Source organism: Bradyrhizobium sp. cir1 (assembly GCF_014198245.1).
Taxonomy (GTDB): Bacteria; Pseudomonadota; Alphaproteobacteria; order Rhizobiales; family Xanthobacteraceae; genus Bradyrhizobium.
The window spans coordinates 200,422-224,973 of sequence record NZ_JACIHE010000002.1 but is presented as its reverse complement, the minus strand read 5'-3'; the positions used below and the strand labels follow the sequence as shown (position 1 = coordinate 224,973).

22 protein-coding genes and 4 pseudogenes are annotated in these 24,552 nt (G+C 62.5%); 6 read left to right on the top strand and 20 right to left on the bottom strand.

Translation table 11 applies throughout. The features are described 5' to 3' along the window. Nucleotides 1-1,176, bottom strand: a complete 1,176-nt coding sequence (locus GGD63_RS05545) for a muconate/chloromuconate family cycloisomerase (RefSeq protein ID WP_183239893.1) — start codon at nt 1,174-1,176, stop codon at nt 1-3. 95 nt (nt 1,177-1,271) lie between these two features. Here GGD63_RS05545 and GGD63_RS05540 point away from each other — a divergent pair, with 95 nt between their 5' ends. Next, complete coding sequence (locus GGD63_RS05540) at nt 1,272-2,186, top strand: LysR family transcriptional regulator (protein WP_183239892.1); 915 nt, start codon at nt 1,272-1,274, stop codon at nt 2,184-2,186. Between the two features lie 743 nt (nt 2,187-2,929). Here the strand turns inward: GGD63_RS05540 and GGD63_RS40915 are convergent. Both GGD63_RS40915 and GGD63_RS05530 read right to left on the bottom strand, forming a co-directional pair. Then, nucleotides 2,930-3,184, bottom strand: a pseudogene (locus tag GGD63_RS40915) (GTP-binding protein); the annotation flags it as partial. A gap of 223 nt (nt 3,185-3,407) precedes the next feature. Further along, nucleotides 3,408-4,325, bottom strand: coding sequence for a LysR substrate-binding domain-containing protein (locus GGD63_RS05530; protein WP_183239890.1), 918 nt, complete (start codon nt 4,323-4,325; stop codon nt 3,408-3,410). 102 nt (nt 4,326-4,427) lie between these two features. On the opposite strand from GGD63_RS05530, the gene GGD63_RS05525 reads away from it, so the two are divergent. Both GGD63_RS05525 and GGD63_RS40750 read left to right on the top strand, forming a co-directional pair. Next, nucleotides 4,428-5,024 carry a cytochrome b gene (locus tag GGD63_RS05525; RefSeq protein WP_312013098.1) on the top strand — a complete coding sequence of 199 codons (597 nt, stop codon included), beginning with the start codon at nt 4,428-4,430 and terminating at the stop codon, nt 5,022-5,024. A 141-nt stretch (nt 5,025-5,165) separates the two neighbouring features. Continuing rightward, nucleotides 5,166-5,397 (top strand): annotated as a pseudogene (locus GGD63_RS40750) (alpha/beta hydrolase); the annotation flags it as partial. Nucleotides 5,398-5,402: 5 nt separating this feature from the next. Here the strand turns inward: GGD63_RS40750 and GGD63_RS40060 are convergent. Together GGD63_RS40060 and GGD63_RS05520 are read right to left on the bottom strand one after the other, a co-directional pair. Then, a pseudogene (locus tag GGD63_RS40060) lies at nt 5,403-5,501 on the bottom strand (IS630 family transposase); the annotation flags it as partial. A gap of 12 nt (nt 5,502-5,513) precedes the next feature. Beyond that, nucleotides 5,514-6,398 (bottom strand): LysR family transcriptional regulator, encoded by an 885-nt coding sequence (locus GGD63_RS05520; protein ID WP_183239889.1) that lies wholly within the window; start codon nt 6,396-6,398, stop codon nt 5,514-5,516. 103 nt (nt 6,399-6,501) lie between these two features. On the opposite strand from GGD63_RS05520, the gene GGD63_RS05515 reads away from it, so the two are divergent. The 3 genes from GGD63_RS05515 to GGD63_RS05505 are packed head-to-tail and all read left to right on the top strand — an operon-like array spanning nt 6,502 to nt 8,002. Further along, entirely contained in the window at nt 6,502-6,930 is a 429-nt protein-coding gene (locus tag GGD63_RS05515; RefSeq protein ID WP_183239888.1) for a DoxX family protein, read from the top strand. A 42-nt stretch (nt 6,931-6,972) separates the two neighbouring features. Next, a complete protein-coding gene (locus GGD63_RS05510) occupies nt 6,973-7,413 on the top strand; it encodes a DsrE family protein (RefSeq protein ID WP_183240731.1) in 441 nt (146 codons plus the stop codon). Continuing rightward, the gene (locus GGD63_RS05505; protein ID WP_183239887.1) at nt 7,406-8,002 is read left to right on the top strand and encodes a TlpA disulfide reductase family protein; all 597 of its coding nucleotides are present in this window, start codon (nt 7,406-7,408) and stop codon (nt 8,000-8,002) included. The genes GGD63_RS05510 and GGD63_RS05505 overlap by 8 nt, the downstream gene beginning before the upstream one ends. Nucleotides 8,003-8,008: 6 nt before the next feature. Here the strand turns inward: GGD63_RS05505 and GGD63_RS05500 are convergent. The 15 genes and pseudogenes from GGD63_RS05500 to GGD63_RS05430 form a co-directional block, all read right to left on the bottom strand. Beyond that, nucleotides 8,009-8,762 (bottom strand): annotated as a pseudogene (locus GGD63_RS05500) (amidohydrolase/deacetylase family metallohydrolase); the annotation flags it as partial. Nucleotides 8,763-9,020: 258 nt separating this feature from the next. Beyond that, a complete protein-coding gene (locus GGD63_RS05495) occupies nt 9,021-10,133 on the bottom strand; it encodes a branched-chain amino acid ABC transporter permease (protein ID WP_183239885.1) in 1,113 nt (370 codons plus the stop codon). Further along, nucleotides 10,130-10,996: a branched-chain amino acid ABC transporter permease gene (locus GGD63_RS05490; protein ID WP_183239884.1), complete on the bottom strand. Its 867-nt coding sequence runs from the start codon at nt 10,994-10,996 to the stop codon at nt 10,130-10,132. The genes GGD63_RS05495 and GGD63_RS05490 overlap by 4 nt, the downstream gene beginning before the upstream one ends. Before the next feature lie 7 nt (nt 10,997-11,003). Further along, complete coding sequence (locus GGD63_RS05485; protein ID WP_183239883.1) at nt 11,004-11,708, bottom strand: ABC transporter ATP-binding protein; 705 nt, start codon at nt 11,706-11,708, stop codon at nt 11,004-11,006. Then, the gene (locus GGD63_RS05480) at nt 11,705-12,418 is read right to left on the bottom strand and encodes an ABC transporter ATP-binding protein (protein ID WP_246785364.1); all 714 of its coding nucleotides are present in this window, start codon (nt 12,416-12,418) and stop codon (nt 11,705-11,707) included. Before GGD63_RS05480 ends, GGD63_RS05485 begins: the two co-directional genes overlap by 4 nt. Before the next feature lie 83 nt (nt 12,419-12,501). Beyond that, nucleotides 12,502-13,827 carry an ABC transporter substrate-binding protein gene (locus tag GGD63_RS05475; RefSeq protein ID WP_183239881.1) on the bottom strand — a complete coding sequence of 442 codons (1,326 nt, stop codon included), beginning with the start codon at nt 13,825-13,827 and terminating at the stop codon, nt 12,502-12,504. Between the two features lie 80 nt (nt 13,828-13,907). Continuing rightward, nucleotides 13,908-15,698, bottom strand: coding sequence for an FAD-dependent monooxygenase (locus tag GGD63_RS05470; protein ID WP_183240729.1), 1,791 nt, complete (start codon nt 15,696-15,698; stop codon nt 13,908-13,910). A 35-nt stretch (nt 15,699-15,733) separates the two neighbouring features. Beyond that, complete coding sequence (locus tag GGD63_RS05465) at nt 15,734-16,636, bottom strand: intradiol ring-cleavage dioxygenase (RefSeq protein ID WP_183239880.1); 903 nt, start codon at nt 16,634-16,636, stop codon at nt 15,734-15,736. Further along, nucleotides 16,614-17,786 carry a maleylacetate reductase gene (locus tag GGD63_RS05460; RefSeq protein WP_183239879.1) on the bottom strand — a complete coding sequence of 391 codons (1,173 nt, stop codon included), beginning with the start codon at nt 17,784-17,786 and terminating at the stop codon, nt 16,614-16,616. The genes GGD63_RS05465 and GGD63_RS05460 overlap by 23 nt, the downstream gene beginning before the upstream one ends. A gap of 168 nt (nt 17,787-17,954) precedes the next feature. Then, complete coding sequence (locus tag GGD63_RS05455) at nt 17,955-18,842, bottom strand: helix-turn-helix domain-containing protein (protein ID WP_183239878.1); 888 nt, start codon at nt 18,840-18,842, stop codon at nt 17,955-17,957. A gap of 214 nt (nt 18,843-19,056) precedes the next feature. Beyond that, complete coding sequence (locus GGD63_RS05450) at nt 19,057-20,292, bottom strand: ABC transporter substrate-binding protein (protein ID WP_183239877.1); 1,236 nt, start codon at nt 20,290-20,292, stop codon at nt 19,057-19,059. A gap of 200 nt (nt 20,293-20,492) precedes the next feature. Next, nucleotides 20,493-20,792 carry a DUF1330 domain-containing protein gene (locus tag GGD63_RS05445; protein ID WP_183239876.1) on the bottom strand — a complete coding sequence of 100 codons (300 nt, stop codon included), beginning with the start codon at nt 20,790-20,792 and terminating at the stop codon, nt 20,493-20,495. Between the two features lie 100 nt (nt 20,793-20,892). Then, nucleotides 20,893-21,969 carry an alpha/beta hydrolase gene (locus tag GGD63_RS05440; RefSeq protein ID WP_183239875.1) on the bottom strand — a complete coding sequence of 359 codons (1,077 nt, stop codon included), beginning with the start codon at nt 21,967-21,969 and terminating at the stop codon, nt 20,893-20,895. A gap of 18 nt (nt 21,970-21,987) precedes the next feature. Next, nucleotides 21,988-23,238, bottom strand: a complete 1,251-nt coding sequence (locus tag GGD63_RS05435; RefSeq protein WP_183239874.1) for an acyl-CoA dehydrogenase family protein — start codon at nt 23,236-23,238, stop codon at nt 21,988-21,990. A 55-nt stretch (nt 23,239-23,293) separates the two neighbouring features. Further along, nucleotides 23,294-24,541, bottom strand: a complete 1,248-nt coding sequence (locus tag GGD63_RS05430; protein WP_183239873.1) for an MFS transporter — start codon at nt 24,539-24,541, stop codon at nt 23,294-23,296. Between the last annotated feature and the right edge of the window lie 11 nt (nt 24,542-24,552).

Below are 24,552 nucleotides of genomic sequence, written 5' to 3'. Positions count from 1 at the left end.
TCAGGCTCCCACAGCCGTACGAACTGGATGGACGCGCGCTGCGCGGCGGTCGCGGCTGAAAAATGCGACGCGCTCCATGTCCAGTTCGACGCCGATGCCCGGAGTCGACGGTACCTGCAGCGCGAAGTCGGCATAACGCAGGGGCGTCGCCAGGATCTCCTCGGTCAGCAACAGCGGACCGAACAGTTCGGTGCCCCACGCGAGTTGCGGCAACGCTGAGAACAGCTGCGCCGAAGCGGCTGTGCCGACACCGCCTTCGAGCATCGTGCCGCCGTAAAGGCCGATCCCCGCAGCCTCCGCGACGGCCGCGATCTTCGCGGCGTCGAACAAGCCGCCTGCCTGCGCGATCTTCAATGCGAACACATCGGCCGTGCCGTTGGCCGCGATGTCGAAGGCGTCGGTCAGGCCATGCAAGGCCTCATCGGCCATGATGGCAATCGTGAAGCGGCCGGCGAGGCGCGCCTGGGCCAATCGATTGTCGCGCGGAAGCGGTTGTTCGACCAGGTCCACGCCGGCGACCTCCAGAGCGGCGATGCCGCGCCGCGCGACGGGCTCAGTCCAGGCCTGGTTCACATCCACGCGCACGCTGGCGCGGTCTCCAAGGGCCTTCTTGATCGCTGCCACATGGGCCACATCGGCATCCCACGCACGCAGACCGATCTTCAGCTTGAAAATGTTGTGGCGGCGCTTGGCCAGCATTTGCTCCGCTTCATCGATGTCGCGGGCCGTGTCGCCGCTGGCAAGCGTCCAGGCAACCGGCAATGTGTCGTGCTGGCGCCCGCCGAGGAGTTCCGATACCGGCTGGCCGAGGCGCTTGCCGAGAGCGTCCAAGAGCGCGGTCTCCACCGCGCATTTGGCGAAGCGGTTGCCCTTCACCCGTCGCTGCACGCTCGCCATGACGGCGGCGACGCGGGAAGCGTCCATGCCGACGATGGCCGGGGCGATGTAAGTGTCGATGGTCAGCTTGATGCCTTCCGGACTCTCCTCGCCATAGCTGAGGCCGCCGATGGTCGTGCCCTCGCCCAGTCCGATGGTCCCGTCGGAGCACCGGATCATGACCAGGACCAGGCACTGGCTGTTCATCGTATGCATCGACAATCGATGCGGGCGGATAGTGGGCACATCGACCAAAAAGGTCTCGACCTCGTCGATGCGAGCTGCCACGCTGGTGCTCATGAAGGGCGTTTCTCCTGTTAGCAATAGGGATTCCATGCCAAAGGCCCGCAGGTCAAAGACCGTATTGGTCCCTATCCATACCTAGAAGGTATCAAGTGGAACTGCGTCATCTGCGTTATTTCACGGCGGTCGCCGGCGAACGGAGCTTTACCCGGGCGGCGGAGAAGCTGCGCATCGCCCAACCACCCCTGAGCCGGCAGATGCGCGATCTGGAAGAGGAACTCGGCGTCGCGCTGTTTGAACGCGGCAGCCGGCCGCTGCGGCTCACGCCCGCGGGGCGTTTCTTTCACGAGCATGCCCTGCAGATCCTGGAGCGGGCCGACGAACTCCGCATTACGACCCGCCGCTTCGGTGAAGCCGGACGGCGCCAGCTTATCATCGGCTTCGTCGGCTCCGCTCTCTATGGTGGCTTACCCGATGTGGTCCGCGGTTTCCGCGCGGCCCATTCCCGGCTCGAAGTCGGGCTCATCGAAATGAACACGGTGGAACAGATCGCAGCCCTCAAGGAGGGGCGCATCGATGTCGGCTTCGGTCGTCTCCGGTTCGACGATCCGGCCATCCGTCGCGAGGTGATTGTCGAGGAGAGCCTGCTGGTTGCACTATCGCCCGACCATCCCTTGCGCGAACGTGAGACGCTGCGCTTCGTCGATATCGCCGCCGAACCTCTGGTGCTTTATCCGAGGTCGCCGCGGCCGAGCTATGCCGATCAGATATTGTCCTTCTTCCGCGATCGGAGCATGGAGGCGCAAGTCGTTCAGGAAGTCCGCGAGCTGCAGACCGCGTTGGGCTTGGTCGCAGCCGGCGTGGGTATCAGCTTGGTCCCGCAATCCGTCCAACACCTGCGCAGACACGATGTGCTCTATCGTCCGCTCGCGGAAGATTCGATCACCTCACCGCTCATCATGAGCTTTCGCGCCAGCGACACCTCGCCGGAGGTTCGCGAGATCCTCGAAGTCATCCGCGCCATCTATAATACCTCACGTAGCATCGTATCCTCCCCTGCAAATTAGACTCCCGCAGCTAGTCGGCCATGGCGATGCCCCGCCACGATCTACGTCTAGACTCGGCAAGGGTGCGATCTCCGCCCGACCGCGACGCTGGACCTGTTATAGAGATACTGAAGACGAGTACCATCTTCCTTGCTACATCGAGCAATCTGGGCGGGCTCTGCTCGGTCCTTGGTGGCTACGTCTCGGCAGGCATCGCGAAGCATGACGAAAGTGCTGAACGGCGCGCTCGCGTCCATTCTTGCGTCGGTCTTGGAGTTTATGCGGTGGTCAGCGGTACCGGCCATTTATGGCTTGACGTCCTCTACTTGCCGCTAAGCTCCGCCCTCGCCGCACTCTGCGGCTACCTGCGGTCGTGGCAAACAGCGCAAGCCCGTTGATCAGGCCATTTCGACGGTTCTATTTTGTCTCGCGTCTGGCACTTGCAACGCTGGTACAATTTCGCCTGGTGCGAACAATTGTATCTTGAAGCGATTGACCGCAAATCTCCGCCACCCGCTTCACCATGAAGTCCGCAGCACCGTACAAGCTATCGATCGATTTCCGGAAACTCGAGGGATCCTCCATTTGATCTCGGGCTGAGTTTGCGCGATCGCCGGCGCTGCGATCGAGGTAGCAAGCACACCTCCGCCGGCACTCGTCCCCACCTTCAGGAAATTCACGACGCTTCAAGGCTTCCTCACTCGTCGTTTCTGATTGATGGGTCCATCTGCACTGCTGGCGCCTTTTCGTCGAGCGTCCTGCAGTTATTTAGACGTTCTTGGATCGCGGCTGACTCGAGCTCCAAACCAATGAAATATGAGCACCGTTCGGCGAGGCTCGAAAGGTCGCCACATCGTTCCACCGCTAATCTGGACGACCGCTCGCACGCCCTGAACCACAAGGCGGCTGCGGTGTCCGACTGAATGTACGATGCCCTTGCAACGCCACAGCTTCTGCCCATAGATCGTCGCCAACGCATCCAGGGCCCTATTTAGGCGTCCGAGATCCAATGGAGCGTCGCACCGGAAAGATGCAGGTCGTCACCCCGCGGCTATGCTTCCCGATGCTGGAAAATGTCCAATGACGTGGTGAAATCCGGCCCGACCCTGTGATGAGTTATTGTTAGAGGAGTTCGGTAGGAGGGCATCACGATAGCTGGTGATGCCCTATAAGCCGAGTCAGGTGACGTGAGGCGTCGCTTCCATCACTCCCATCCTCAGGCGGATGCCGAGAACAATCGGATCACACAGCGCTAGCATCTTGTCTTCGATCGATTGAATTTGCGGCATACGCGGAAGCCTCTTGCAGCACCCAAGTACGGAATTGTTGAAACGAGTAGTTTCGCGACGCTTCTTCTCTGTAAACCAGATAGTAAGTTCCCGCGCTCGCCGAATGCACTTTCGGATGGGATAAAGTGAGCCGCCCGCTGGCTAAATCGTCAGCAATGAAAGAAGGATCGACTAATGCGTATCCGAGGCCCTCAATTGCTCCCTGGATGGCTAGGCTACGCGAGCTAAGCCAAATCTCCTCTTTACCGTCTTTCGTGAGCCCTGCGGTCGCGAGCCAAACCGGCCAGTCCTTTGGCCGGGTCTGAACGTGCAGCGTTGGACGTGCAGTGAGATCACATCGACTTTCCCGCAAAAGCCTGGGGCTGCAAACGGGTGTCAGACGCTCCCCAAACAGTCGGTCGGTCAACAAGCCAGGCCAATTGCCACCTCCATTTCGGATCGCGCAGTCAAACCGCGATTGTTGGAGATTTACGACCTCCGCAGAGGCATCGATGCTAATGCGGCAGGCAGGATTCTGACTGTAAAAGCGTTGCATTCGGGGAAGAAACCAGCGCGCCGCGAAGGTCGGCAGCGTGGTGATATAAAGTAACCTCTCTCGTCCAGAAATGATCTCCGGCGCAACCGTACGTCGAATGAGATCCAATCCAGCGGTCAACTGCGGCAACATCCGCTCTGCGGTCTCGGTCAATTTGATGGCGTTTGCGCTCCGTAGAAACAGCTCAAACCCAAGGTCGGCCTCCATGAGTCGGATTTGATGGCTGATCGCGGATGGCGTGACGTGCAATTCCGCTGCCGCGCTCTTGAAGCTTAGGTGCCGGGCGGCGGCCTCAAAGGCACGAATCGCGTTCAGCGATGGCAAGCGGGACTGCATGAGAACCTCTCAACTGACGAACAAATTTTTCGCGTTTGCTCGCAGCGTAGCGCCGAATCTAATTTCAATCCAAGTAACTCCATTCAAAATTGCGATAGGCCTGTGTCAGAATTGTCCCAGCCAGAAACCGCCGACGAGTCTTCAAGAGAGGTCTACGATCATGTGCAACGCGCCTTCCACTGGAGCATGGCCGTCATCATCATCGTTGCAGTCGTGCTCGGTTTCTGGGCGTCGTTCCAGCTCCCAGGCACTTCGCTACGGCGAACCTTGCTTGAGGTCCATAAGTCCTTCGGCATGATCGCGCTTCTTCTGATCGTACCCCGGATTGCCTACCGCTTACTGGTGCCAGGGCCGACTGAGATGGCGCACAGCACTGTCGTTACTCGCGCGGCCGCTCGCGGAGTGCACCTGTTCCTATATCTCCTGATGATAATCATGCCCATCTCCGGCTATCTATTTTCAGGAGCTGGTGGCTATCCGCTTTCCTTCTTCGGCCTCTTTTCTTGGCCGCGGATAGTCCCCCTAGACGAGATCTTGTCAAAGCTCGGACAGACCATTCACGATTGGGGTGCGTGGGCTGTTTACGGCATGCTACTGACGCACGTTGCAGCGGTTGTAGTGCACGAGGTCTTTACACCTCAGAGTTCACTTGAGCGAATGGTGCCATGCTGGAAGCTGCGGCGCAGTCCACCGCATTGAGAAGATGTTGGCGTCAGCGCGCAATCACTGATTCCAGCGGTCCGGAAACTCGAGATCCTTTGTATTGGCAATACCTTCAGACACAGTGGGTGGGGTCAGCGTTGGACGCAGATCGGGGTCAAATGGCTCGGCGATTGACACGCAACTTTCACCGACAAGATCGCGCTGAAGGCCAATCCGGCTGAGATGCCACTGGCAAAGTCCTATATCAACTGCACCGAGGGGACCGCGCTGCCAGCACAGCTATGGCTGGCATCCGCGGCTGTCGGAGAAGCTCGACCTGTTCCGCCTGGTGCAGGTATCAGGAAGCCACGACCTGTGCTCCGATCCGGCGCGTCTTGCGAAAGCGATCATGGAGGCGGGGCGCGACTAGAACCGAGCCATATCGGTCCTGGTCCAGGTCTCGTCGATAGAGACGAGTCGCTCAGCCTCGACGCGACCTTGGGCTTTTGTCCACTGGGCTCGCCGACGCGCGATCTGGCACGCCTGCTATCCCATCCGCTTGTCGGCGGCGACGAAGTCGATGAAGGTCCGCACCTTCGCGGAGAGATATTTGCGGCTGGGATAGACCGCGAAGAGGCGCCCCTCGAAGACGACGGCGTCGGGCAAGACGTGCTCGAGCCGTCCGGCCGCGATGTCGTCGGCGACCAGCCATTTCGGAAGGAAGGCGAGCCCCATGCCTTCCAGCGCCGCCATATGCAGCAGCGTTTCGTTAACGCTACGCAGCACCGGATTGAGCTTGACGCTTTCGGGGCCATGCTTGCCGGTAAAGGAGAAGCCCTCGACGGGAAAGGGCGCGTACTCCAACAGGGGGAGGCCCGAGAGATCGGCGAGGGTTTCCGGACGGCCGGCGCGTTTCAGAAAGACCGGAGCGGCCACCATGTAGAACACGACGCTGGCGATGGGGCGCGCGATCAGCGCCTCATCGAGCTTGCCGGTCGCGCGCAAGGCGAGATCGAATCCCTCCTCGACGAGATTGACCAGCCGGCCGCTGAGATCGATGTCGAGGCGCACCTCGGGATAGCGGGCCTGGTAGTCCGCCAGCACGCCCGCAAACATCGCATTTGCCATCCACACCGGTGCAGTCAACCGCAGCGTGCCGCGCGGAACGACGGTAGCCTTGCTGACGGCAGCTTCAACCTCGTCGAGCGAATCCAGCATCTGCCGCGCCTGCTCGAAATAGAGCGCGCCGCTCTCGCTCAGGCTGACGCGCCGGCTGGTCCGGTTGAGCAGTCGCGTGCCCAACCGCTTCTCGAGCTGCATCACATGCTTGCTCGCCATGGCAGGCGAGATACGCAGGCGCGCGGCCGCAGCGGCAAAGCTTTTCAGCTCCGCGACCAGGCAAAACACCCGCATGCTGACGAGGGAATCCATGGGATCATTGACATCCAGGAAATGAACTAGTCCCAAAACGGATAATGATCAAAAACGATGAAACTATCAAATGGTGGCAACCTTCACATTCCGGAGAACCGTCATGTCCACCACCACCTTCGAGACCGCCACCCCCGGCCGCGCCCTCCGCATCGGCCTCTGGGCCGCCCAGATCGTCCTCGCCGCCGTCTTCGTCTCGGCGGGGTTCGTCAAGCTGACCACGCCGATTCCGGAGCTAGCCGCGATGATGCCATTTGCGGGCGAGTATTCCCCAACGTTCGTCCGTTTCGTCGCCCTGGTCGATCTCGCCGGTGGCATCGGCATTCTTCTGCCGGCCCTGACCCGGATCCTGCCGCAACTGACTGTGTTGGCCGCGCTGGGCTGCTCCGTGCTGCAGGTGTTCGCATTCGTCTTCCATCTCTCGCGCGGCGAAGCTGCGACAACACCGCTCAACCTCGTCCTGCTCGCGCTCAGCCTCTTCGTGCTGTGGGGACGTAACAGCAAAGCGCCGATCGCACCGCGCCAGTTCTGATGCGATAGCAGGCACGCTAACGTGACGACACTTTTCAATCGTATGTCCCGCAGGGGCCTGCTCGCCGGCGTATCGATCCTCACGGCCGGCGGCGCCGCCGCCAAGGAGGATCGCCTCACTGAGGGCGTCGTCATCCTGATCGACAGCAACGAGCCCTACGTCATGGGTCATGCGGTCAGCTACTCGGCCAACCTCTCCAAGCATTTTGCCGACAGAGGCGCGCGGCTGCTGATCGAGGTCGTCGCCAACGGCAAGGGCATCGACGTCTTCCGCGCCGACAAGACCCCGCTCATCGAGCCGCTCGCGACGCTGCGGCAATCGCTGCCTAACCTCACCTACAGCATGTGCGCCTCGTCAAAGGCGATCGCGGAGGCCAAGGAGCAGGTCTCGATCGCGCTGATCCCGGGCGCGAGCCTCGTGCCCTTCGGCATCGGCCGGGTCGTCGATCTGCAGCTGAAGGGTTGGGCCTATATCCATGCGTGACAAGGAGCGCGAAAGCGGTCCCACGCTGTCGCGGCGATCGATGCTGATGGCTGCGGCAGCCTCGCTCGCTGTCCCGGGCGCGGCCCGCGCGCAGGACAGCTGGCCGCCGGTGTTCGAGGCCGGCCGCAGCCAGTTCACGGTGGTCCGCCCGCGCGCATTGATGCCGCAGCTCAGGCTTCAGAACGTGCACGGCAAGGACGTCATCGTGACGGCAAAGCCGGGCCACATCACATTGGTGAACTTCTGGGCGACCTGGTGCGCCGCCTGCAAGCTCGATCTGCCGATGCTCGCAAGCCTTGCCGCCTCACGGTCCGACCGGCCCGATATCGTTGCGATCTGCACGGACAGCAAAGACCTGCGCAAGATCCGCGCGTTTCTCGGCGGCCTCGCCGTGCAGAATCTCGCCTGCTATGTCGATGCTTACGGCGCGGCGGCCGAAGCCTCCAGCGCGACGTTCTCGCTGGTCGGCATGCCCATCACCTATCTGGTCGGGACGAGCGGCCGCGTCGAAGGCTACATCGCCGGGGCGCCCGACTGGCTTTCGCCGGCGGGCGCGCGGCTGCTGCAATTCTATCGCGAGCAGGGCTAGCGATCATCAATTCGGATGCCACCAGCGGGCCGCCGATGACGACACCTTCGGACACGATCTTGCGATTCCCCGTCAGGTGCTCGCCGAGGACGTCTTCGTAGTCGAACTGGCCCTGCTTCACCGAAATCAGCGTGGCGTCGCCGACGCTGCCCACCTTGAGGCTGCCGAGCTCGGGACGTCGCAGCGCCATCGCCGCATTCACGGTCGACGCCGCGATCACGTCCGGCAGGTCCATGCCCATGCACAGGAATTTCGACATGGTCGTCACCTGGTCGAAGGCGGGACCGTCGATACAGAGCTGATGGATGTCGGAGGAGATGGTGTCCGGATAGAAGCCGTTGGCGAGCATGGCGCGCGCGGTCTTGAACGCGAACGAGCCCTTGCCGTGGCCGATGTCGAACAGCACGCCGCGCTCGCGCGCCTCCAGCACCGCTTTCTTCACCGTGCCTTGCGCCGTCGCCGGGGTATTGGGGAATGGGCGCAACGCGTGGGTCAGCACGTTGCCGGGACGCAGCCGCGCCAACACATCCTCATAGCTCGGCGGCGGATGGTCGATATGCGCCATCAGCGGCATGCCGACCTGGTTCGCTACCTCGAGCGCGATGTCGAGCGGCACCGCGCCCGAGGTGCCCGAGGAATGCAGGCCGGCGCGCACCTTGATGCCGACGATGAGATCGCGGTTGGCATCCGCCACCTCGGCCGCTTCGACCGGATTCATCAACCGCAGCTCCTCGGTCTCGCCGACCATGATCCGGTGCGAGATAGCCCGCCTGCCCCAACATCAAGCCGTCCACATGTGCCAGATAGTGTCTAGATTAGCTTCCGCATGGCTCGTGACGCCACCGTCGATGATGATGGGCACATCCGCAAGCAAGGAGCGAAATCCCTCGCGGATCCATCAGATCCAAACGGTAACGGCTTGAGCGGCTTGGGCAATTAAACCTCTTGGACGCCTGAACGCGTCAAAGACGGACCGGCGGCGCTCCTGAATGGACGAGGATACCCGACACAACGTTGGTCAGAATGGCATTCGTCCGGACTCGCTGCGGCCGAGCCGGCGTCGTGTCGGGAATAGCTGCAATTGCCAGCGTCGAGCTGCCGCGCCCCACACGCCATTGGGCATGAACAGCATGATCAAGATGGCGAGTGTGCCGAGCACGACCAGATAGAGACTGCCATACTGGGCGAGATACGTGACGAGCCCCCACAGCAGCAGCACGCCGACCATCGGACCTTCGATGGTGCGCACCCCGCCGATCACTACGATGAAGATGACATAGGCGGTCCAGTCGGTGACGCTGAAGGCCGCGTCAGGCGAAATACGGGCCTTCTGCAAATAAACCACGGCGCCGACCATGCCGGTGGCGAACGCGACTGCGATCCAAAGCACGTGGCGAGTCCGCGCGGTGCGGACGCCGACGCTGCGCGCCGCCGCTGCGTTGTCACGGCTCGCGGCCAGCGCAAGGCCGTGGTGCGAGCGCATGAAGGCGTAGATGCCGAGCGTGATCAGCACGGCGAGCAGCAGGGCCAGCCAGTAAACCAGCACGTCACGCGCGGCTGCCGGGCGCAGGCCAAGCAGCGCCTGCACCGCCTTCAGACCGACCATCTGCGACAGTTCGCCCGGCAAGATCGACATCCCGGTGCCGCCGCCGAGCGACTTGAACTGGGCGCAGATCAGCCGCAGCGCTTCGGCGGCGACCCAGCTGCCGATCGCGAAATATGGCCCTTCTAGCCTGAACAGCAGCGGCCCGAGCACCGCCGCGATCAGCGCCGCGAACAGTCCGGCCAGCGGGATCGCGGCAACCGGATCGAGCCCGGCCATCACGATGCCGGCAAACAGCGCATAGGCGCCGAGCCCGACAAACGCCTGCTGCCCGACCGATATCAGTCCGCCCCACCCGGCCAGCACGTTCCAGAGCTGTGCCAAGGTCAGCATGGTGAAGACGAAGATCAGATCCTGGATCAGGTTGCGCGAGGCGATCGCGGGCAGCGCGGCCAGCGCCACAATCAGCGCGATGCCGGCCACGGCCGCGACGCGCGATAGCCGTGTGCCGACCCGAACCTGCCACACCGGCGCATCGGCCGGGCGCTGCTTGCGGCTTGCAGGGATAGGGATGCTTTCGACGCTCATGTGCGCCTCGCCGGGAACAGCCCGCGCGGCCGCACCATCAGAACGGTAAGAAAGGCGAGATGGCCGGCCAGGATCTGCCATTCCGGATTGATCCGCCCTCCGATCGCCTGCGCCAGCCCTAGCACGATGCCGCCCGCCAGCGTCCCCCACAGGCTGCCGAGCCCGCCGATGATTACCGCCTCGAATGCGTAGAGCAGCCGCGCCGGTCCGATCGACGGATCGAAGCTGGCGCGGATACCGAGCACAACAGCGGCGATCACCGACACTGCGAGCGACAGTCCGACCGCGATGGCGTAGACATTGCGCTCGTTGATGCCCATCAACTGCGCGATCTCAGGATTATCCGCAGTGGCGCGGAAGGCGCGGCCGAGCGAGGTGCGATAGAAGATGAGCTGGAGCAGCGCGACGGCGGCAACCGCCGTCACCAGCGCGGTCAGCGGCGCCAGCCCGACGCTCAGGCCGGGGGCGAGCGCCACCGATGAGGATTCGAAGGCGCCTGCCTGCAGCCTGCGGCTGTCGGCGCCGTAGCCGAGCAGCAGTCCGTTCTGGATCACGATCGACAGGCCGAAGGTGACGAGCAGCGGCGGCAGGATGTCGTTGCCGAGCACCCGCTCCAGCACCAGCCGCTGCAGCACGAAGCCGAGCACGAACATCGCGATGACGACCAGCAGGGATGCGGCCGCAAGCGGCAGACCGAGCGCGGTGGTGGCGCTGAGCACCAGATAGGCGGCAAGCAGGATCAGATCGCCATGCGCCAGATTGACCAGGCGCATGATGCCGAAGATCAGCGACAGGCCGAGCGCGAACAGCGCATAGACGCCGCCGAGCAGCACGCCTTCGATGATGGTGTCGAACCCGCTCATCGCTCCCTCATGCTCCGAAATAGGCCGCGCGGATCGTGTCCTGATCGACTTCCCCAGGCCGTCCGCTCAGCGTCACCCGTCCCTCCTGCAAACAGTAGAAGCGATCCGAAGCCCGCAAGGCGCGGGCGATGTCCTGCTCGACCAGCACGACGGCGGTACCGCCAGAGCGGATCTGCGGCAGCATGCGGTAGATGTCCTCCACCACGATCGGCGCGAGGCCGAGGCTGATCTCGTCGCACAGCAGGACCGACGGGTTGGACATCAGCGCGCGGCCGATCGCCACCATCTGCTGCTGCCCGCCCGACAGCGCGGTGACAGTGCTGCGCCGCCGCTCCTTCAGCACGGGAAACATCCGGTAGACCGCGGCGAGATCCCACGGCGCGCTGCGTTCGCCGCCATAGGCGCCGATCAAGAGGTTCTCTTCGACGCTGAGCGAGGGAAACAGCTGGCGGCCCTCCGGCACCAGCGCGAGGCCGAGCCGGACGATGCTGGCGGCGGACGCATCGCCGATCGCCCGTCCCTCGAGGCGGATCGCATCGGGACGGTTCTTCACCAGCCCCGCCAGCGATTTCAGCATGGTCGACTTGCCGGCGCCGTTGGCGCCGATCACTGCGACCGCCTCGCCTTCGTTCAGCTCGAAGTCGATGCCGAACAGCGCCTGGAAGTCGCCGTAGAACGCATCGAGCGCCGTGACATTGAGCAGCGAGGTCATGCCGGCACGCCCATATAGATGGTCTCGACCTCGCGCGAGCGCATCACCTCGACTGGTGCGCCCTGGGCGACGACCCTGCCAAAGTTCAAGACGACCAGCCGCTGCACCACCGCGAGCAGCGCATGCACCACGTGCTCGATCCAGATGATGCCGACGCCTTCGGCATGGATGGTGCGGATGGTCTCGACCAGTTCGTGGCATTCGGCATCGGTGAGGCCGCCCGCGATCTCGTCGAGCAACAGCGTGCGCGGCCGGGTGGCGAGCGCCCGCGCCAGCTCGAGCCGCTTGCGATCGAGCAGCGGCAGGCTGCCCGCGAGGCGATTGGCCTTGGCTTCGAGGCCGGTCAGATCGAGCATGCGGCCGCAATGCTGGATCGCATCCGCCTCCGACAGGCCGCTACCGAACAGCGCGGCGACCGCAAGGTTCTCGAACACCGAGAGATGGTCGAACGGTTGCGGGATCTGGAACGAGCGCCCGATGCCGGCGCGACAGCGTGCCTCGGGCGGGAGACTCGTGATGTCGGCGCCATTGAGAACGATACGGCCCGCATCGGGCCGCAGCAGCCCGGTGATCAGGTTGAACAGGGTCGATTTGCCGGCCCCGTTCGGCCCGATCACGCCCAGTGCCTCACCGGAGGACAGCGTTAGGTCGATCGCGTCTGCAACGACGATGGCGCCGAACTGTTTCGAGATGGCATGGAGTTCGAGCATGGTCGCCCACATCTGGTTTCGGCGGAGAGGAGATGCGCAGCAGCGCCGCGCATCTTCTGCCTTCGATGAGCAGCCGGCTTGCGCTAACTCAGCGCCTGCATGTCGCCGCCGAGCGGAATCTGCGGCGCCAGCTTGTTGTCCGTGATCACCATGTTGTACTTGTCGCCGCTGAGCCGCCACTGGCCGCCGACCAGCGGCGTCTTGGCGATGTTCTTAGCGGCGAACGGCGGCACGGCGCTGGAGCCGAAGGCGACCTGGCCCACGATGGTGTCGAGCCTGGTGGCGCCGATCGCCTTCGCGAGCGCCGCGCCGTCGCCCGGATCGCTGGAGCGCTTGATGGCGTCGATCGCGACCTCGAACAGCGAATGCACGAAGCCGATCGGCTGGGTCCATTGCTTGCCGGAGGCCTGCTCATATCCCTTGGCGAGATCGGCCGCGCTGACGCCGCTGAGGCTTGACTTGTAAGGATGCGTCGGCGTCCACCACACCTCGGTCGAGATGTTGTTGCCGCCCTTGCCGAGCGCCTGCACCGACGCCGGGAACAGCAGCGCCTTGGCGACCGACACGACTTTCGGCTTCAGCCCCTTCTGCCGCGCCTGGTTCCAGAACGTGGTGAAGTCGGGCGGGATGATCACGCCCGTGACGATCTCGGCATCGGCACCACGAAACGCCGCGATCTGCGAGCTGAAATCGTCGGTGAGGTTCTGGAAGCGGCCGGGATCGGTGAGCTTGAAACCCTGCTTGGCCAACACGGGCGGGAAGCCGATGGTGGTGTCGCCCCACGCGTTGCCGTCGGCATCGTTGGGGAACAGCGCGCCCACCGACTTGTTGGTCGCGACCTGGCTCCACATGCTGGTGAAGACGCCGATCACGTCCTCCAGCCCCCAAAAATAGTGGAAGGTGTATTCGAACGGCTTCCAGCTCTTGGGATCGCCCGGATTGGCCTGCCGCCCGATGAAGTTGGTCTGCCACGGCGCCACGCTCGAGATGCACGGCACCTGCTCGAGCTCGCACTGCGTCGCCACCGGATTGTTGGTTTCAGGCGTGGCGCCGACCACGATCAGCCCGACATTGTCACGGGTGATCAGTTCCTTGGCGACCTCGGCGGCGCGGTTCGGATTCGACTGACTGTCTTTTGTCACCACCTCGACCTGATAGGTCTGTGACCCGACCTTGACGCCATCCTTGATGAACTTTCTGAACTCGCCGAGCACGAAATCGTCAGCTTCGGCAAAGGCTGCCAGCGGACCGCTCTTCGGCGAGACATAGCCGATCTTGATCGGCTTGCTCGCCGCCTGCACCGCCGGCGCGAACAGAGTCGTCGTGCCTGCGGCGGCGAAACCACCCGCGATGCCCTGCAGCACACGGCGGCGATCGAAAGACTTTATGGTCAATAGGTCCTTGGTCATTTTCCCCTCCCTTGAGGCAAGCCGGTTTCAAGCCCGCTGCCGTTCATTCCACTCTGAACAATTATCCGCGTAGCGTCGCATCACGCGGCGGCGACGGACTTCGCCTGCGCCTTCGCACTACGACCGAGGATCTGGCCGAACACATCGAGCAGCACGTCGGAGGCATTCACGGCCGCCTCTCTGGCGCGCCAGGCGACATACATGTCGGGACGCACCAGCACGCAGCCGTCCTCGTCGACTTCGCTCTGGCGATACCAGTCGGCATAGACGTCGAGCGCATCGCAGCCTTGCGGGCCGATGGTGACGACATCGACTTGCAGACCGTAGGCCTTCTCGATTGCGGCAGCCGCCGTCTTCCAGCCATCGCCCCCGATCCCGGTGAGCAGCGTGAAATGGCCCTTGCCGACAAGATCGAGCGTCGATTTGCGCTGGCCGCGATGCTCGACCCAGACATGCGGCAGATGCGCGCCGGGCCAAGTGGTGGCCTGATAATAGAGCTCATGATCCCGGGTGAAGGCCGGCATCGGCGTGCCGTCGGACACCACGGCGGTCGAGCCGTAGCGCTGGTTCAGCTCGACGCCGTGGCAGTTGAACTCGTAGCTCTTCTTGGCGATGGCCTCATAGAGCTTCTTGCGGCGCGCCTTGCCTTCGGCGGTCGGCGCCTTGCGCGCGGCGATCGCCTTGCGTGCTTCCGCCGGATCGGTCGAAGCGACAAGACCCACTGCCTCGAAGATCGGCGGGAACTCGCCGATGCTCTTGTTGGCGCGGGTCACGATTTGCTTGCCGACCGGTTGGCGCTCGGCCGAATAGGTCTCGAGCAGCGACGGCGCGGCATGGCCCTCGAGCACCAGCTTCAGCTTCCAGCACAAATTATAGGAGTCCTGGATCGAGGTATTGGAGCCGAGGCCGTTGCTCGGCGGATGGCGGTGCACGGCATCGCCGGCGCAGAACGCGCGACCGGACGAATAGTGGCCGGCATACATCTCGTTCACGGTCCAGGTCGAGGTCGAGCGAACCTTGACCTCCAGCGTCTCGTCGCCGACGAGATTGCGCACGATCGAGATCGCCTCGTCATTGCTGAGCTTGCGCTCGCCCTGCTCGATGTCGTAGCCCCAGATGATCAGCCATTCGTTCCAGGGCCGCACCATGCGGATCAGGCCGGCGCCGATGCCGCCGATCTGCGCGCCCGGCTGCAGCACCCAATAGAGTACACTCGGCCTGTGCGCGACGTATTTGCTCAAGTCCGCCTGCACGATGATGTTCATGCTGCCGGCGCGGCCCATCTGCCCCTCCATCGGCAGCCCGATCACCTCGGCCACCCGGCTGCGGCCGCCATCGGCGCCGATCAGATACTTCGCTCGGATCTGGTAGGTCTCGTCGGATAGCCGATCCTTCACCGTTGCCGTGACGCCGTCGGCATCCTGCACCAGGTCGACGAATTCGGTGTTGAAGCACAGCGAAGTACCGCGCTGGCCGGCGGCCTCGATCAGGATCGGCTCGAGCAAATTCTGCGGCAGGTCGCAGATCCGGGTCGGGCTGGCGAGATCGTAATCCGCCTTGCGCGAGGGATGATTGCCCCAGGAATAGAGCCGGCCGAACTCCTCGCCGGCAAGGCTCTCGCAGAACACGTTGTTGGCCATCAGATGCTGCGGCGTCGCCTGCGCCACCGCCTTGTCCTCGAGGCCGAGATCGCGCAGCACCTCCATCGCACGCTGGTTGGTGATGTGGGCGCGCGGCGTGTCAGCCAGCCAGCCATATTTGGTCACCAAGATGTGCTTGACGCCGTACATGCCGAGCAGCGCCGCCGCCGTCGCGCCGGCCGGGCCGCTGCCGACGACAAGCACGTCGGTCTCAACAGGTTTACTGGTCATCATCCTCTCCTCAGTCGTGTTGTTGGTTGCGATCGTCATTCCGCGGCCATCATCGGCCGGGGCACCAGCCCTGCGCCGGGCTTCATCTGGAAGTCGTAGGTCATCAGGTGCCACGGGCCGGAGACCCGCTCGCCGTTCGGCAGCGCTGCGTCGTTGCGCGGCTCGACGCGCGCGATGAGTTCGTCCTTGACGCCGAACACCACGTCGCTGCGCAGATATTGGTCCCCATCGAGGAAGACGTGGGTGATCAGCGGCTCGTAGCCTTCGGCCTTGACCAGAAAGTGCACATGCGCGGGGCGCATCGGATGACGCTGCGTGGCAGTGACGAGATCGCCGACCGGGCCGTCGGTCGGGATCGGATAGCTACACGGCAAGATCGTGCGGAACGAGAAGCGGCCGTCGGCATCGGTGACGAAGCGCGCGCGCAGCGACGGACCGTGGGTCGCGTAATCGGCCTTCTGCGAATCGTAGAAGCCGTCGTCGTCGGCATGCCAGACGTCGATCTCGGCACGGGCGAGCGGCTTGCCGGCGAGGTCGGTGACGCGGCTCTGCACGAACATCACTTCACCGTCGATGCCCTCGGAGATGTTGGCGCCGTGCGGCGTGACGTGGTGCTCGCCGACATAGAACGGGCCGAGCACCGTGGTCTCGGTCGCACCCTCGCGCTCGCGGTGATTGACGGCGTCGACCAGCATCGAGACGCCGAGCACGTCGGAGAGCAGGATGAACTCCTGGCGCAGCGGCGTGCAGGTCTGGCCGGTGCGGGTCAAGAACTCGATCGCCTGATTCCATTCCTCGAAAGTGAGTTCAGTGCGGCGCACCAGATCGTGCAGCGATTTCACCGTCTCCTCGATGAGGAACTTCAGCCGCTTGTTCGGCGTGTTGGCGAAGCTGCGAACCACCTCGTCAGTGAGGTTATGCTCGTTGAAATTGGCCATGGTGTTGTCCTTGGATCCCTGAAGTTCGGTCCTGCGCGGGCGCATCGCCGCGCCAAGCTGCCGCAATCAATTGCTCGATCGGGGCCCGATCAATCCGTCTGGGGTTGGCATATGGGTTGCGCACCGCCATCTCTGCGGCGCGTGCGATGCCGTCCTCGGGCATTCCGATGTCGGCGAGCGCACGTGGCAGCGCGAGCTGCCGGGCAAGGTCAAACAGGCTCTGCGGAGCATTGGCGGTGTGCAGCGCCCGCGCGACGCGAGTCATGGCCTCAGGCGCGGCGGCTGCGTTGTAGGCAGTGGCGTGCGGCAGCACGATCGCGTGAGTTTCCGCATGCGGCAGGTTGAACATGCCGCCCAGCACGTGGCAGAGCTTGTGGTGCAGCGACATGCCGACCGCGCCGAGGCAGATGCCGCACAGCCAGGCGCCATAGAGCGCATCGCGACGGGCTCCGGGATCGGCAGGCGCCACCATGATGCGCGGTAGCGCGCGGGCAAGCGCGGCGATGCCATCTTCCGCCATCAACGAAGTCAGAGGATTGGCGTCGGGCGCATAAAGCGCCTCGACGGCGTGGGCGATCGCGTTGAGGCCGCTGGCGGCGGAGATGTGCGGCGGCAGACTGATGGTGAGATCGACGTCGTAGATGACGGTATCAGGCACCAGATCCTGCGATTGCTGGGTGGTCTTGATGCCGTTGCTGGTCTCGCCAAGAATCGGCGTCATCTCGGAGCCGGCATAGGTGGTCGGCATCGCGATATGCGGCAACCCCGTGCGCAGCGAGAGCGCCTTGCCGAGTCCGACCGTCGAGCCGCCGCCGATCGCGACCAGCCCGTCGATGTCGCGGGACTCCACTATCCGAAGCGCTTCGTTGGTAACTTCGACCGGCGTATGCATGCGTGCGCCGGTAAACAGTCCGGCGAGCCTGTCGCCGAGACCTGCGCTGAGCCGGCGCCCCAGATCATGTTGGTCGCTTGTGGTCAGCACAAATGCCCGCTTGATGCCGAGGCGCGCTGCCTCCTCGCCCAGTCGCGCCGAGGTGCCGGTACCGAACAGGACGCGATATTGCTGCGAGCAATAGGCAAACGCGCTCTTGCCGGCGTCACCGGCCGTCGCAATGGACGCACCTCCGGCATCGGACAGCGCGATGCTCATGGCAATCCTCCCAAGCCGGCGAACCGGCGATTTCATGTCGTTGGGAGGAAGCTAGGGGCGTGCTGGCGCGGCGGGCCTGCACGAAACCGAAGAAAATCTGCACAAAACCGGAAAAATAATGCAGGGCCGAACCGGGCCTTCGACCGCCGCGGCCGCGGTCAGCGAAACCTAGTGGCTGTGTCGGTATCGTCCGGGTGTTATGCCAGTAAAGCGGCGGAACATCCGCGTGAAATGCTCTTGATGGGAGAAGCCGCAAGCCAGCGCGATCTCCGCCAGACTGAGGGACTCGTCGGCAAGCAGCGCCCTGGCGCGCTCTATGCGCAAATTGAGCACGTATTGATAAGGCGAGACGCCGCTCGTCGCCTTGAAAAGCCGCACGAAGTACTCGGTGCTGCGGCCGCACAGCGCCGCCAGCTGGTCGAGGCGGATATCGCTATCGATATTGGCATCAACGAATTCGCGAATGCGCGCCATCTGCCTACCACTGAGCAGGTTCGGGTGCTTGCCGGCTTCCGTGCTTGGCTTGTGGAAGTTGATCGCCACGAAACGGTTGGCGATCGCTTGCGCAATCGGATCGACGAAGAGCGACGAGGCCGGCAGACCGCCGGTGATGGTGTCACCGATCGCCGAGGCAAGATGCTCCAGCACAGCGTCCTGATCGCCGAGCATCGGCGCGAGGCCGCCGATCACGCCGGGTGACTCGTCGGGGCCGGCGAAAAGGTCGGAGCGCAGATAGATATGGGTCGATTCCAGCGGTTCGCGCAGGAGCACGTTGCATGCATGGCCCGCCGGCAGGAAGAAAACGCCTCCGCGCGGGATGTGCCGATTAACCGACTTGCCGTCCATCACATAGGTGATGTCGACCGGGCCGCCCCGATGTAACACCATCAGATTGTCCGACAGAGCGTGGAAGTGCCCCTCAAACGGCCGTTCGCGCTGAACCGAGGCAAATGCGGACGACCAGCCGAGCCCTTCGCTCGAGCCGCGGAATTCGGCCTGGAAGCGGTTCAGGATCCCGTGCGTCTCCTGCACCCCAAAATTCGACGTCGCCTGCATCCGACAGACCAAGGGCTCGAGGCTTCGTTGCCGCGGAGTAAAACCCAATGGCCCTCAATTTTCAATCCAATCGCTCCTATCGTTGCTGCAGTGCAATGGCAACACCCGCGGACCCACCGGAGCTACTGTGTTGCCTCGAGGCGTCGGGATGGATCGATTCCAGAAAGCAAGCAATGCGCTTTCTTCCAGAACCCGCCCTGCACTACGAAGGCGATCAATCCTCAGGTGCGGCATTCATGAGCTCACCGAAGAGCACGAACGACGACTTGCCGTCAAACCGCTGAAGCTGGAGCGTCTTGATCGGATAGGGCGATTTCGCGCTGGTCTGCACCATCACGCCGGGGAGCAGCATCGGAATGCGAACGTTCATGTTCAGCGCCTGCGCCATCAAGTTCTCGCGCGTCAGATTGTCTCCACACTGCTCAATGACTTTCTCGATCGATTCGGCCAGCAGATAGCCGACCAGATTGAAAATGTCGTTGACGTTCGCGCCGGGACGATACTTCGCCAGGAAGGCCGTGTACTCGAGCAGGTCGGGATCGTTGGCCCATTGAGGATCGCTGGGGTCCTTGAAGAAGGTTGAGGAGATGATGCCGGCCGCCTTCTCTACGCCGGCAGGAACCATCACGGTTGCAACAGAGGCCGACGTATAGCTGAGGAGTTGAAGTGGATGCCAGCCGGTGTCGTAGGCGATCCGGATGGACTGAGCGGCGAACTTCGGCGTCGAGGCATTGATAAAGACATCGGCGCCACTTTCCTTGAGAATGGCGACTTGCGAGTCGACAGTCGGCGCCGTGATATCATAGCTCTGTTTCGCCACGATCATCGTCTTGGCCTTCTCGCCAAGCTCATATTCGATACCCTTGAGGTAGGCTTTGCCCAGGTCGTCGTTCTGATAAAGGATCGCGATCTTTGCATTCGGCTTCTGCTGTAAGACGTATCGCGCATAGATGCGCGCTTCGCCCTCGTATGTCGGCTGCCAGCCGATCGTCCAGGGATACTTGCGGAGATCTCCCATGGCGGCGAGGCCATTGATCGCGAAGATCGTCGGAACCTTCTTCGCATTGAGATAGGGCCGGATTGCCATGTTGGCTGGCGTACCATGCGAGGCGCCGATGAACAGGACCTCGTCGTTTTCGACGAGACGCCGCGCCTGTTCCATCGCCTTGGACGGACTGTAGCCGTCGTCCAGCGAGATGAAGTTCAGCTTGCGGCCGCGAATTCCACCACGATCGTTGATCATCTTGAAGTAGGCCGACAACGTCATGCCCTGAACCGAGAAGATCGATGCCGGACCGCTGTAGGGCATATTCTGTCCGAATTTGATCTCGGTATCGGATGCACCGGGACCGTATTGCGACCCGGCCGCAGCACCTCCGACCAGTGCAAGCAGGATGACCCCGCCGCTGAGCGCGCTCTTCACCCACAGGCTGCGGCCGTTGATGTTCATGTCACTTCTCCCTAAACGCATTTCTTAAATGGCGAACGCCCGATGCTCGGGCTTGACACTCAGCAATGCCTCATTTCCGAGACTTCCCCGCCGTCAATCGGAATTTGCACGCCTGTGACGAAGCCGGACGCTGGCGTTAGCGTCTCCACCTCCGGCTAGGCTCTTAATCGTAAGTTGCCAGACCCCGCCGCGGATCGCTGTTAGTCCTCGTGGCCCTCGATCATGACGAAGTCGGAGGTGCTGGCTTCATCGCGAATCTTGGCCGCCGCCTGATACTCGGGTGAGTCGTAGCAGGCCTTGGCTATTACGTAGCTTTCGAACTCGATGATGACGTGGCGACGCCCTTGAAGTGCCTCGCCGTGCACTTCGCATGCACCGTTTCGGACAATGAACCGCGCCCCGTACTTCTTCAATGGTGCGGCGTTGGCCGCGATGTAGTCCTTGTAGCGCTCCGGGTTCGTGACGTTGACGTGACCGACCCAATATCCCTTCTTCGCCATCTCGCACTCCTCTTGCGCTAACAGTCTGTTGACAAACCTGACCACCTGACCCGCACCTTCCAGCCGCTGCTTCACAAATGCGGCGACGCGAAAATCGAATTTATGCTGGTCGTGACCCCACGTATTCCAAGATCCACCTTTCCAGGAAGGCAGCGATGTCATCGCTGTTCCTTTCTTGCATCATCAGGTGACCGTTGCCGCGCAGGTCGTGGTCCTCGAGCCGCAGATGGACGGCTCGCACGCCTGCCTGAACGAGAAAATCGACGGTGCCGTGGTCGTGCATGGACCAGGCCGACGCCTCCGATGTCACGACGGCAACGGGTATCGATGCCAGGTTTGGAAGACGCCTCGCCGGCTCTTTCTGAACGAAGCAGTCCGCCAGTCCCGACTTCGGAGCCTTGCGGATTTCACGCCGCAGTTCAGTTGGGCCTCTGAGGGGCGGATCGAACGTCATCGGGATCGCAGTGAGTCCGTAAGAGAGGTCGCCGAGCCCCATCGGCAATTGGGCGAAAGGCGGCCCCATTGGCTCAACCGCGACAATGCCTTTCACCAGGTGCGGTCGACTATCGGCCACGAGCCAGCCGAAGGGCGCCCCCATGGAATGGGTGAGCAGGATTGCTGGACCGATGCGATCCAGCAATTCTGCACCGGCCCGCTGCATCAGCTGTTGCGTCTGTGCCAAGAAGACAAAGAACGGGCCTTGGGTCCCCATGAATTGGTCCAGAACTGGATCGCCGACGACGCCGGAGCCAGGCCACTGATTGTGCTTTTGCGCGTTCGGCCAATTGTTCGGCTGCTTGCCGGGCGCGGTAAACAGCGTCATGGCAAATTCGTATGTCAGCGGAGGTGTCATGGGACCCAGAGCCTCCGGATGCAGGGGTGCGCGACCGTGCCCTGGGCGGTCGACGACATAGACCGCGTAACCCTGTTTCAGAAAGTAAGTGGCCCATCCAGGCCGTCCATCGGCAGTACCGAGAAAATCCGTTCCCTGCCCGCCACCTCCATGCACCATCACGATGGGATAGGGATGCCGGATGTGCTCCGGGATCTGATACTGCACGAACATCTGGCCCGCAGCGATGGTGCCATTTGGTGTCTGCTGCCGGACCAGACCGGTCCAAAAGAATCCCTGATCTGCAAGAACCAACGGGGCAGGTTTTGCTTTGGTTTGGGTCACGTCCCCCTCCGACTTTCTTCAGAGATCCAGAAAACCGGTCGGCAGCCCAAGATTGCTGCGACCAATGTACTTCGCGAACGTCATGTATTGGGAGGACATGTGTCCTCGATACATCTGGGCGTCGCCAAAGTATCGAAGCATCCTTGAGCCCTTCCGCGCCGCGGTCGACCCGGCGGTCTGAAACAAGAGTTCGATGGCATCACAGGCAAGACGTGCACCGTTCTGCAGCATTCCCCAGAGTCGCAGGTTTTCTTCAACGGAGGCTTGCAAGCCCGTCTTCGCCCACCGCTGGCAGTAGTCCATGTGCTTGCGCAAACCCTGCAGCAGCACGCCTTCGGCCGCATCGGTCAATGCTATGGCGCGGCCATAGTTGACCTGAAAATCAGTCTCGAACGCACGCTTGATGAAAGGTGGAACAAATGTGTTTTGCGAGAACAGGATATCGCGATATTCATCGATCGCCGCGCGCGCGGCACCGATGATGGGCGATGTCAGAGAGGCGTGATAAGGCCCCATGAGAACGCCGAGATACATGGGGTTGCCATGCAACCGCGTTCCGGGCGTGCCATCGGAGAGATCCTGCTTCACACCCAGCGCGTCGAAAAAAGCGGTCATGTGCTCGGGCACGAAGACATTGTCCAGCTTGACGCTGTTCGAGCCGGAGCCGCGCATGCCCAGGGTGCGGTCTCCACCCCAATCGCCCAGAATTGTGTATTGCCCCCGCGGCACAACGAAGTGCAGCATTCGTGGTGGGAACGAGGTTTGAAGCAACGTTGCGCCCAGGAAGTGCGTGCTGTGCGGTATTCCCGACGAATATGGCCACACACCATTGATGATATAGCCGCCCTCGACCGGCAGGCACGTGCCCCCGGGGGCAGCCCGGTGCGGTGACGCGAAATGTCCGGATGAACCGAAGATTTCGATCTGTGCAGCTTCCGACCAGTGGGAGGCTATGACGGGCGCATGAGAAGCGGCCAACGTCAAGCACCACCCCGCGGACGGATGACCGCGCGATATCTCCACCATGACGCGGAAAAATGTTTCGTAATCGAACTCGTAGCCACCAAACATTTTGGGCTGCAAGATCCGATAGAACCCAGCATCGATGAACTTTTGCTGGATTTCGTCCGAAAAATGTCCCCGCTCATCGGTTTCGTCCTGCGATTCCCGCAGTAGCGTTCTCATCGAGGTGGCGCGGTCGACCAGATCCTGCGGAGTGAGGTGAGGTTCCGGTGCCGGCAGGCTCTTGCGCATGGCCTGAACGTTCATTTCGATCTCCTGATATTTCCGTTGAGCGCGGTTGCGGCTAAGCGGCGATAGGGATTTATGCCGGCGAACTCACAATCATTCTCTTGTGGCGCTCGAGCACCCGCGGCGCAGTTTCGTCCAGGATCAGGCAAAGCAAGCCTGCACAGATGCAAAGTGTAGCGGCGATCCACATCGAGCTGGACGGACCGAACACGTCGGAAGCGATCCCGGCGACGGCCGGCCCCACGAAGCCGCCCGCGAGCTCGCCAACCCCCATGATGAACCCAAGCGCAGTAGCAACATGGGTCCGCGGGATCGTCTCGGACGGCACGGTGGCCATGAACAACGAGAAGCTGCCAATTGCGAGATTGCCGAGACCCATGAGCAACACCATCAAAGGCAAAGGTCCGTCGAACATTACGGTAGTCACCGGAGCAATCGCGGCAACGAAGCCTGACAGGATGAGAATCGGTCGGCGGCCAAAGCGATCCGACAGCGCCGGTACGATGATTGAAGACGCGGCCGTTGCGATACCGGTCGCGGCCACGGCAACGCTCATCGCGCTGGGCGACAGACCGCGGACCTGCACCAGGTAGATCGGAAGGAACGTTATCTGAATGAGGAGCCAAGACACCATCAGGCAGCTTACGATCGCACAAACCCAGATGTTGCGATGTTTCAGCATCGTCGAAAGCGGGATCGTGTTGCGCGCAGATGCAGTCGATGCCGGGGCGGCACCCGAGGAAGGTTCACGGATAAAGGCTACAATCAGGGCCGCCACCACGAAGCCAGGCACCGCCGCAATGTAGAAAGCACTTCTCCAGCCGTAGATCTGCCCAATTGCCACGAGCACCAGAGGAGCGGCAAAATTGCTTAGGAGCGCGCTGAAGAAATTCTGCAGAACCCCCATGTTGAAGCCGCGACGGTGCTCCGAGGATTCCGCAGCCATGATCGATTGCGCGATCGGAAGTACAGGTCCCTCCGCAAGTCCCATAACGAGGCGCGCGGCAAGCAACGTCAGAAACGAATTGGCGAGACCGGATCCCACCGAGCAGATCGAGAAGATCACGATCGCGCAGACCAGGAGCGTTTTACGATTCTGAAAATAGTCTGAAAGAGTGCCGACGGCATAGCCGGCGATTGCCCAGGTCAGCGCCAGGCCAGCCGCGAGGGCACCCAGCTGAGTGTTGTTCAGATGGAGCTCAGGCACTAGAAATGGAGATAGAAAATTCAACGCCAGCCGGTCGAAAAATACGAAGCCAAACGCGGCTCCCATCAAGATGACAACGAGATTTTCATAGCTAAGGATGCGATTCTTGCTCATGACCCCTCCCT

Coding starts and splice junctions, on each gene's coding strand:
- GGD63_RS05515 (WP_183239888.1), top strand. CDS start 6,502: ATGTCCACCACCACCTTCGAGACCGCCACCCCCGGCCGCGCCCTCCGC.
- GGD63_RS05465 (WP_183239880.1), bottom strand. CDS start 16,636: ATGGCCAATTTCAACGAGCATAACCTCACTGACGAGGTGGTTCGCAGC.
- GGD63_RS05470 (WP_183240729.1), bottom strand. CDS start 15,698: ATGACCAGTAAACCTGTTGAGACCGACGTGCTTGTCGTCGGCAGCGGC.
- GGD63_RS05475 (WP_183239881.1), bottom strand. CDS start 13,827: ATGACCAAGGACCTATTGACCATAAAGTCTTTCGATCGCCGCCGTGTG.
- GGD63_RS05495 (WP_183239885.1), bottom strand. CDS start 10,133: ATGAGCGTCGAAAGCATCCCTATCCCTGCAAGCCGCAAGCAGCGCCCG.
- GGD63_RS05490 (WP_183239884.1), bottom strand. CDS start 10,996: ATGAGCGGGTTCGACACCATCATCGAAGGCGTGCTGCTCGGCGGCGTC.
- GGD63_RS05445 (WP_183239876.1), bottom strand. CDS start 20,792: ATGGCGAAGAAGGGATATTGGGTCGGTCACGTCAACGTCACGAACCCG.
- GGD63_RS05545 (WP_183239893.1), bottom strand. CDS start 1,176: ATGAGCACCAGCGTGGCAGCTCGCATCGACGAGGTCGAGACCTTTTTG.
- GGD63_RS05530 (WP_183239890.1), bottom strand. CDS start 4,325: ATGCAGTCCCGCTTGCCATCGCTGAACGCGATTCGTGCCTTTGAGGCC.
- GGD63_RS05450 (WP_183239877.1), bottom strand. CDS start 20,292: ATGAACATCAACGGCCGCAGCCTGTGGGTGAAGAGCGCGCTCAGCGGC.
- GGD63_RS05520 (WP_183239889.1), bottom strand. CDS start 6,398: ATGGATTCCCTCGTCAGCATGCGGGTGTTTTGCCTGGTCGCGGAGCTG.
- GGD63_RS05455 (WP_183239878.1), bottom strand. CDS start 18,842: ATGCAGGCGACGTCGAATTTTGGGGTGCAGGAGACGCACGGGATCCTG.
- GGD63_RS05485 (WP_183239883.1), bottom strand. CDS start 11,708: ATGACCTCGCTGCTCAATGTCACGGCGCTCGATGCGTTCTACGGCGAC.
- GGD63_RS05510 (WP_183240731.1), top strand. CDS start 6,973: ATGTCCCGCAGGGGCCTGCTCGCCGGCGTATCGATCCTCACGGCCGGC.
- GGD63_RS05460 (WP_183239879.1), bottom strand. CDS start 17,786: ATGAGCATCGCGCTGTCCGATGCCGGAGGTGCGTCCATTGCGACGGCC.
- GGD63_RS05505 (WP_183239887.1), top strand. CDS start 7,406: ATGCGTGACAAGGAGCGCGAAAGCGGTCCCACGCTGTCGCGGCGATCG.
- GGD63_RS05435 (WP_183239874.1), bottom strand. CDS start 23,238: ATGAACGTTCAGGCCATGCGCAAGAGCCTGCCGGCACCGGAACCTCAC.
- GGD63_RS05480 (WP_246785364.1), bottom strand. CDS start 12,418: ATGCTCGAACTCCATGCCATCTCGAAACAGTTCGGCGCCATCGTCGTT.
- GGD63_RS05430 (WP_183239873.1), bottom strand. CDS start 24,541: ATGAGCAAGAATCGCATCCTTAGCTATGAAAATCTCGTTGTCATCTTG.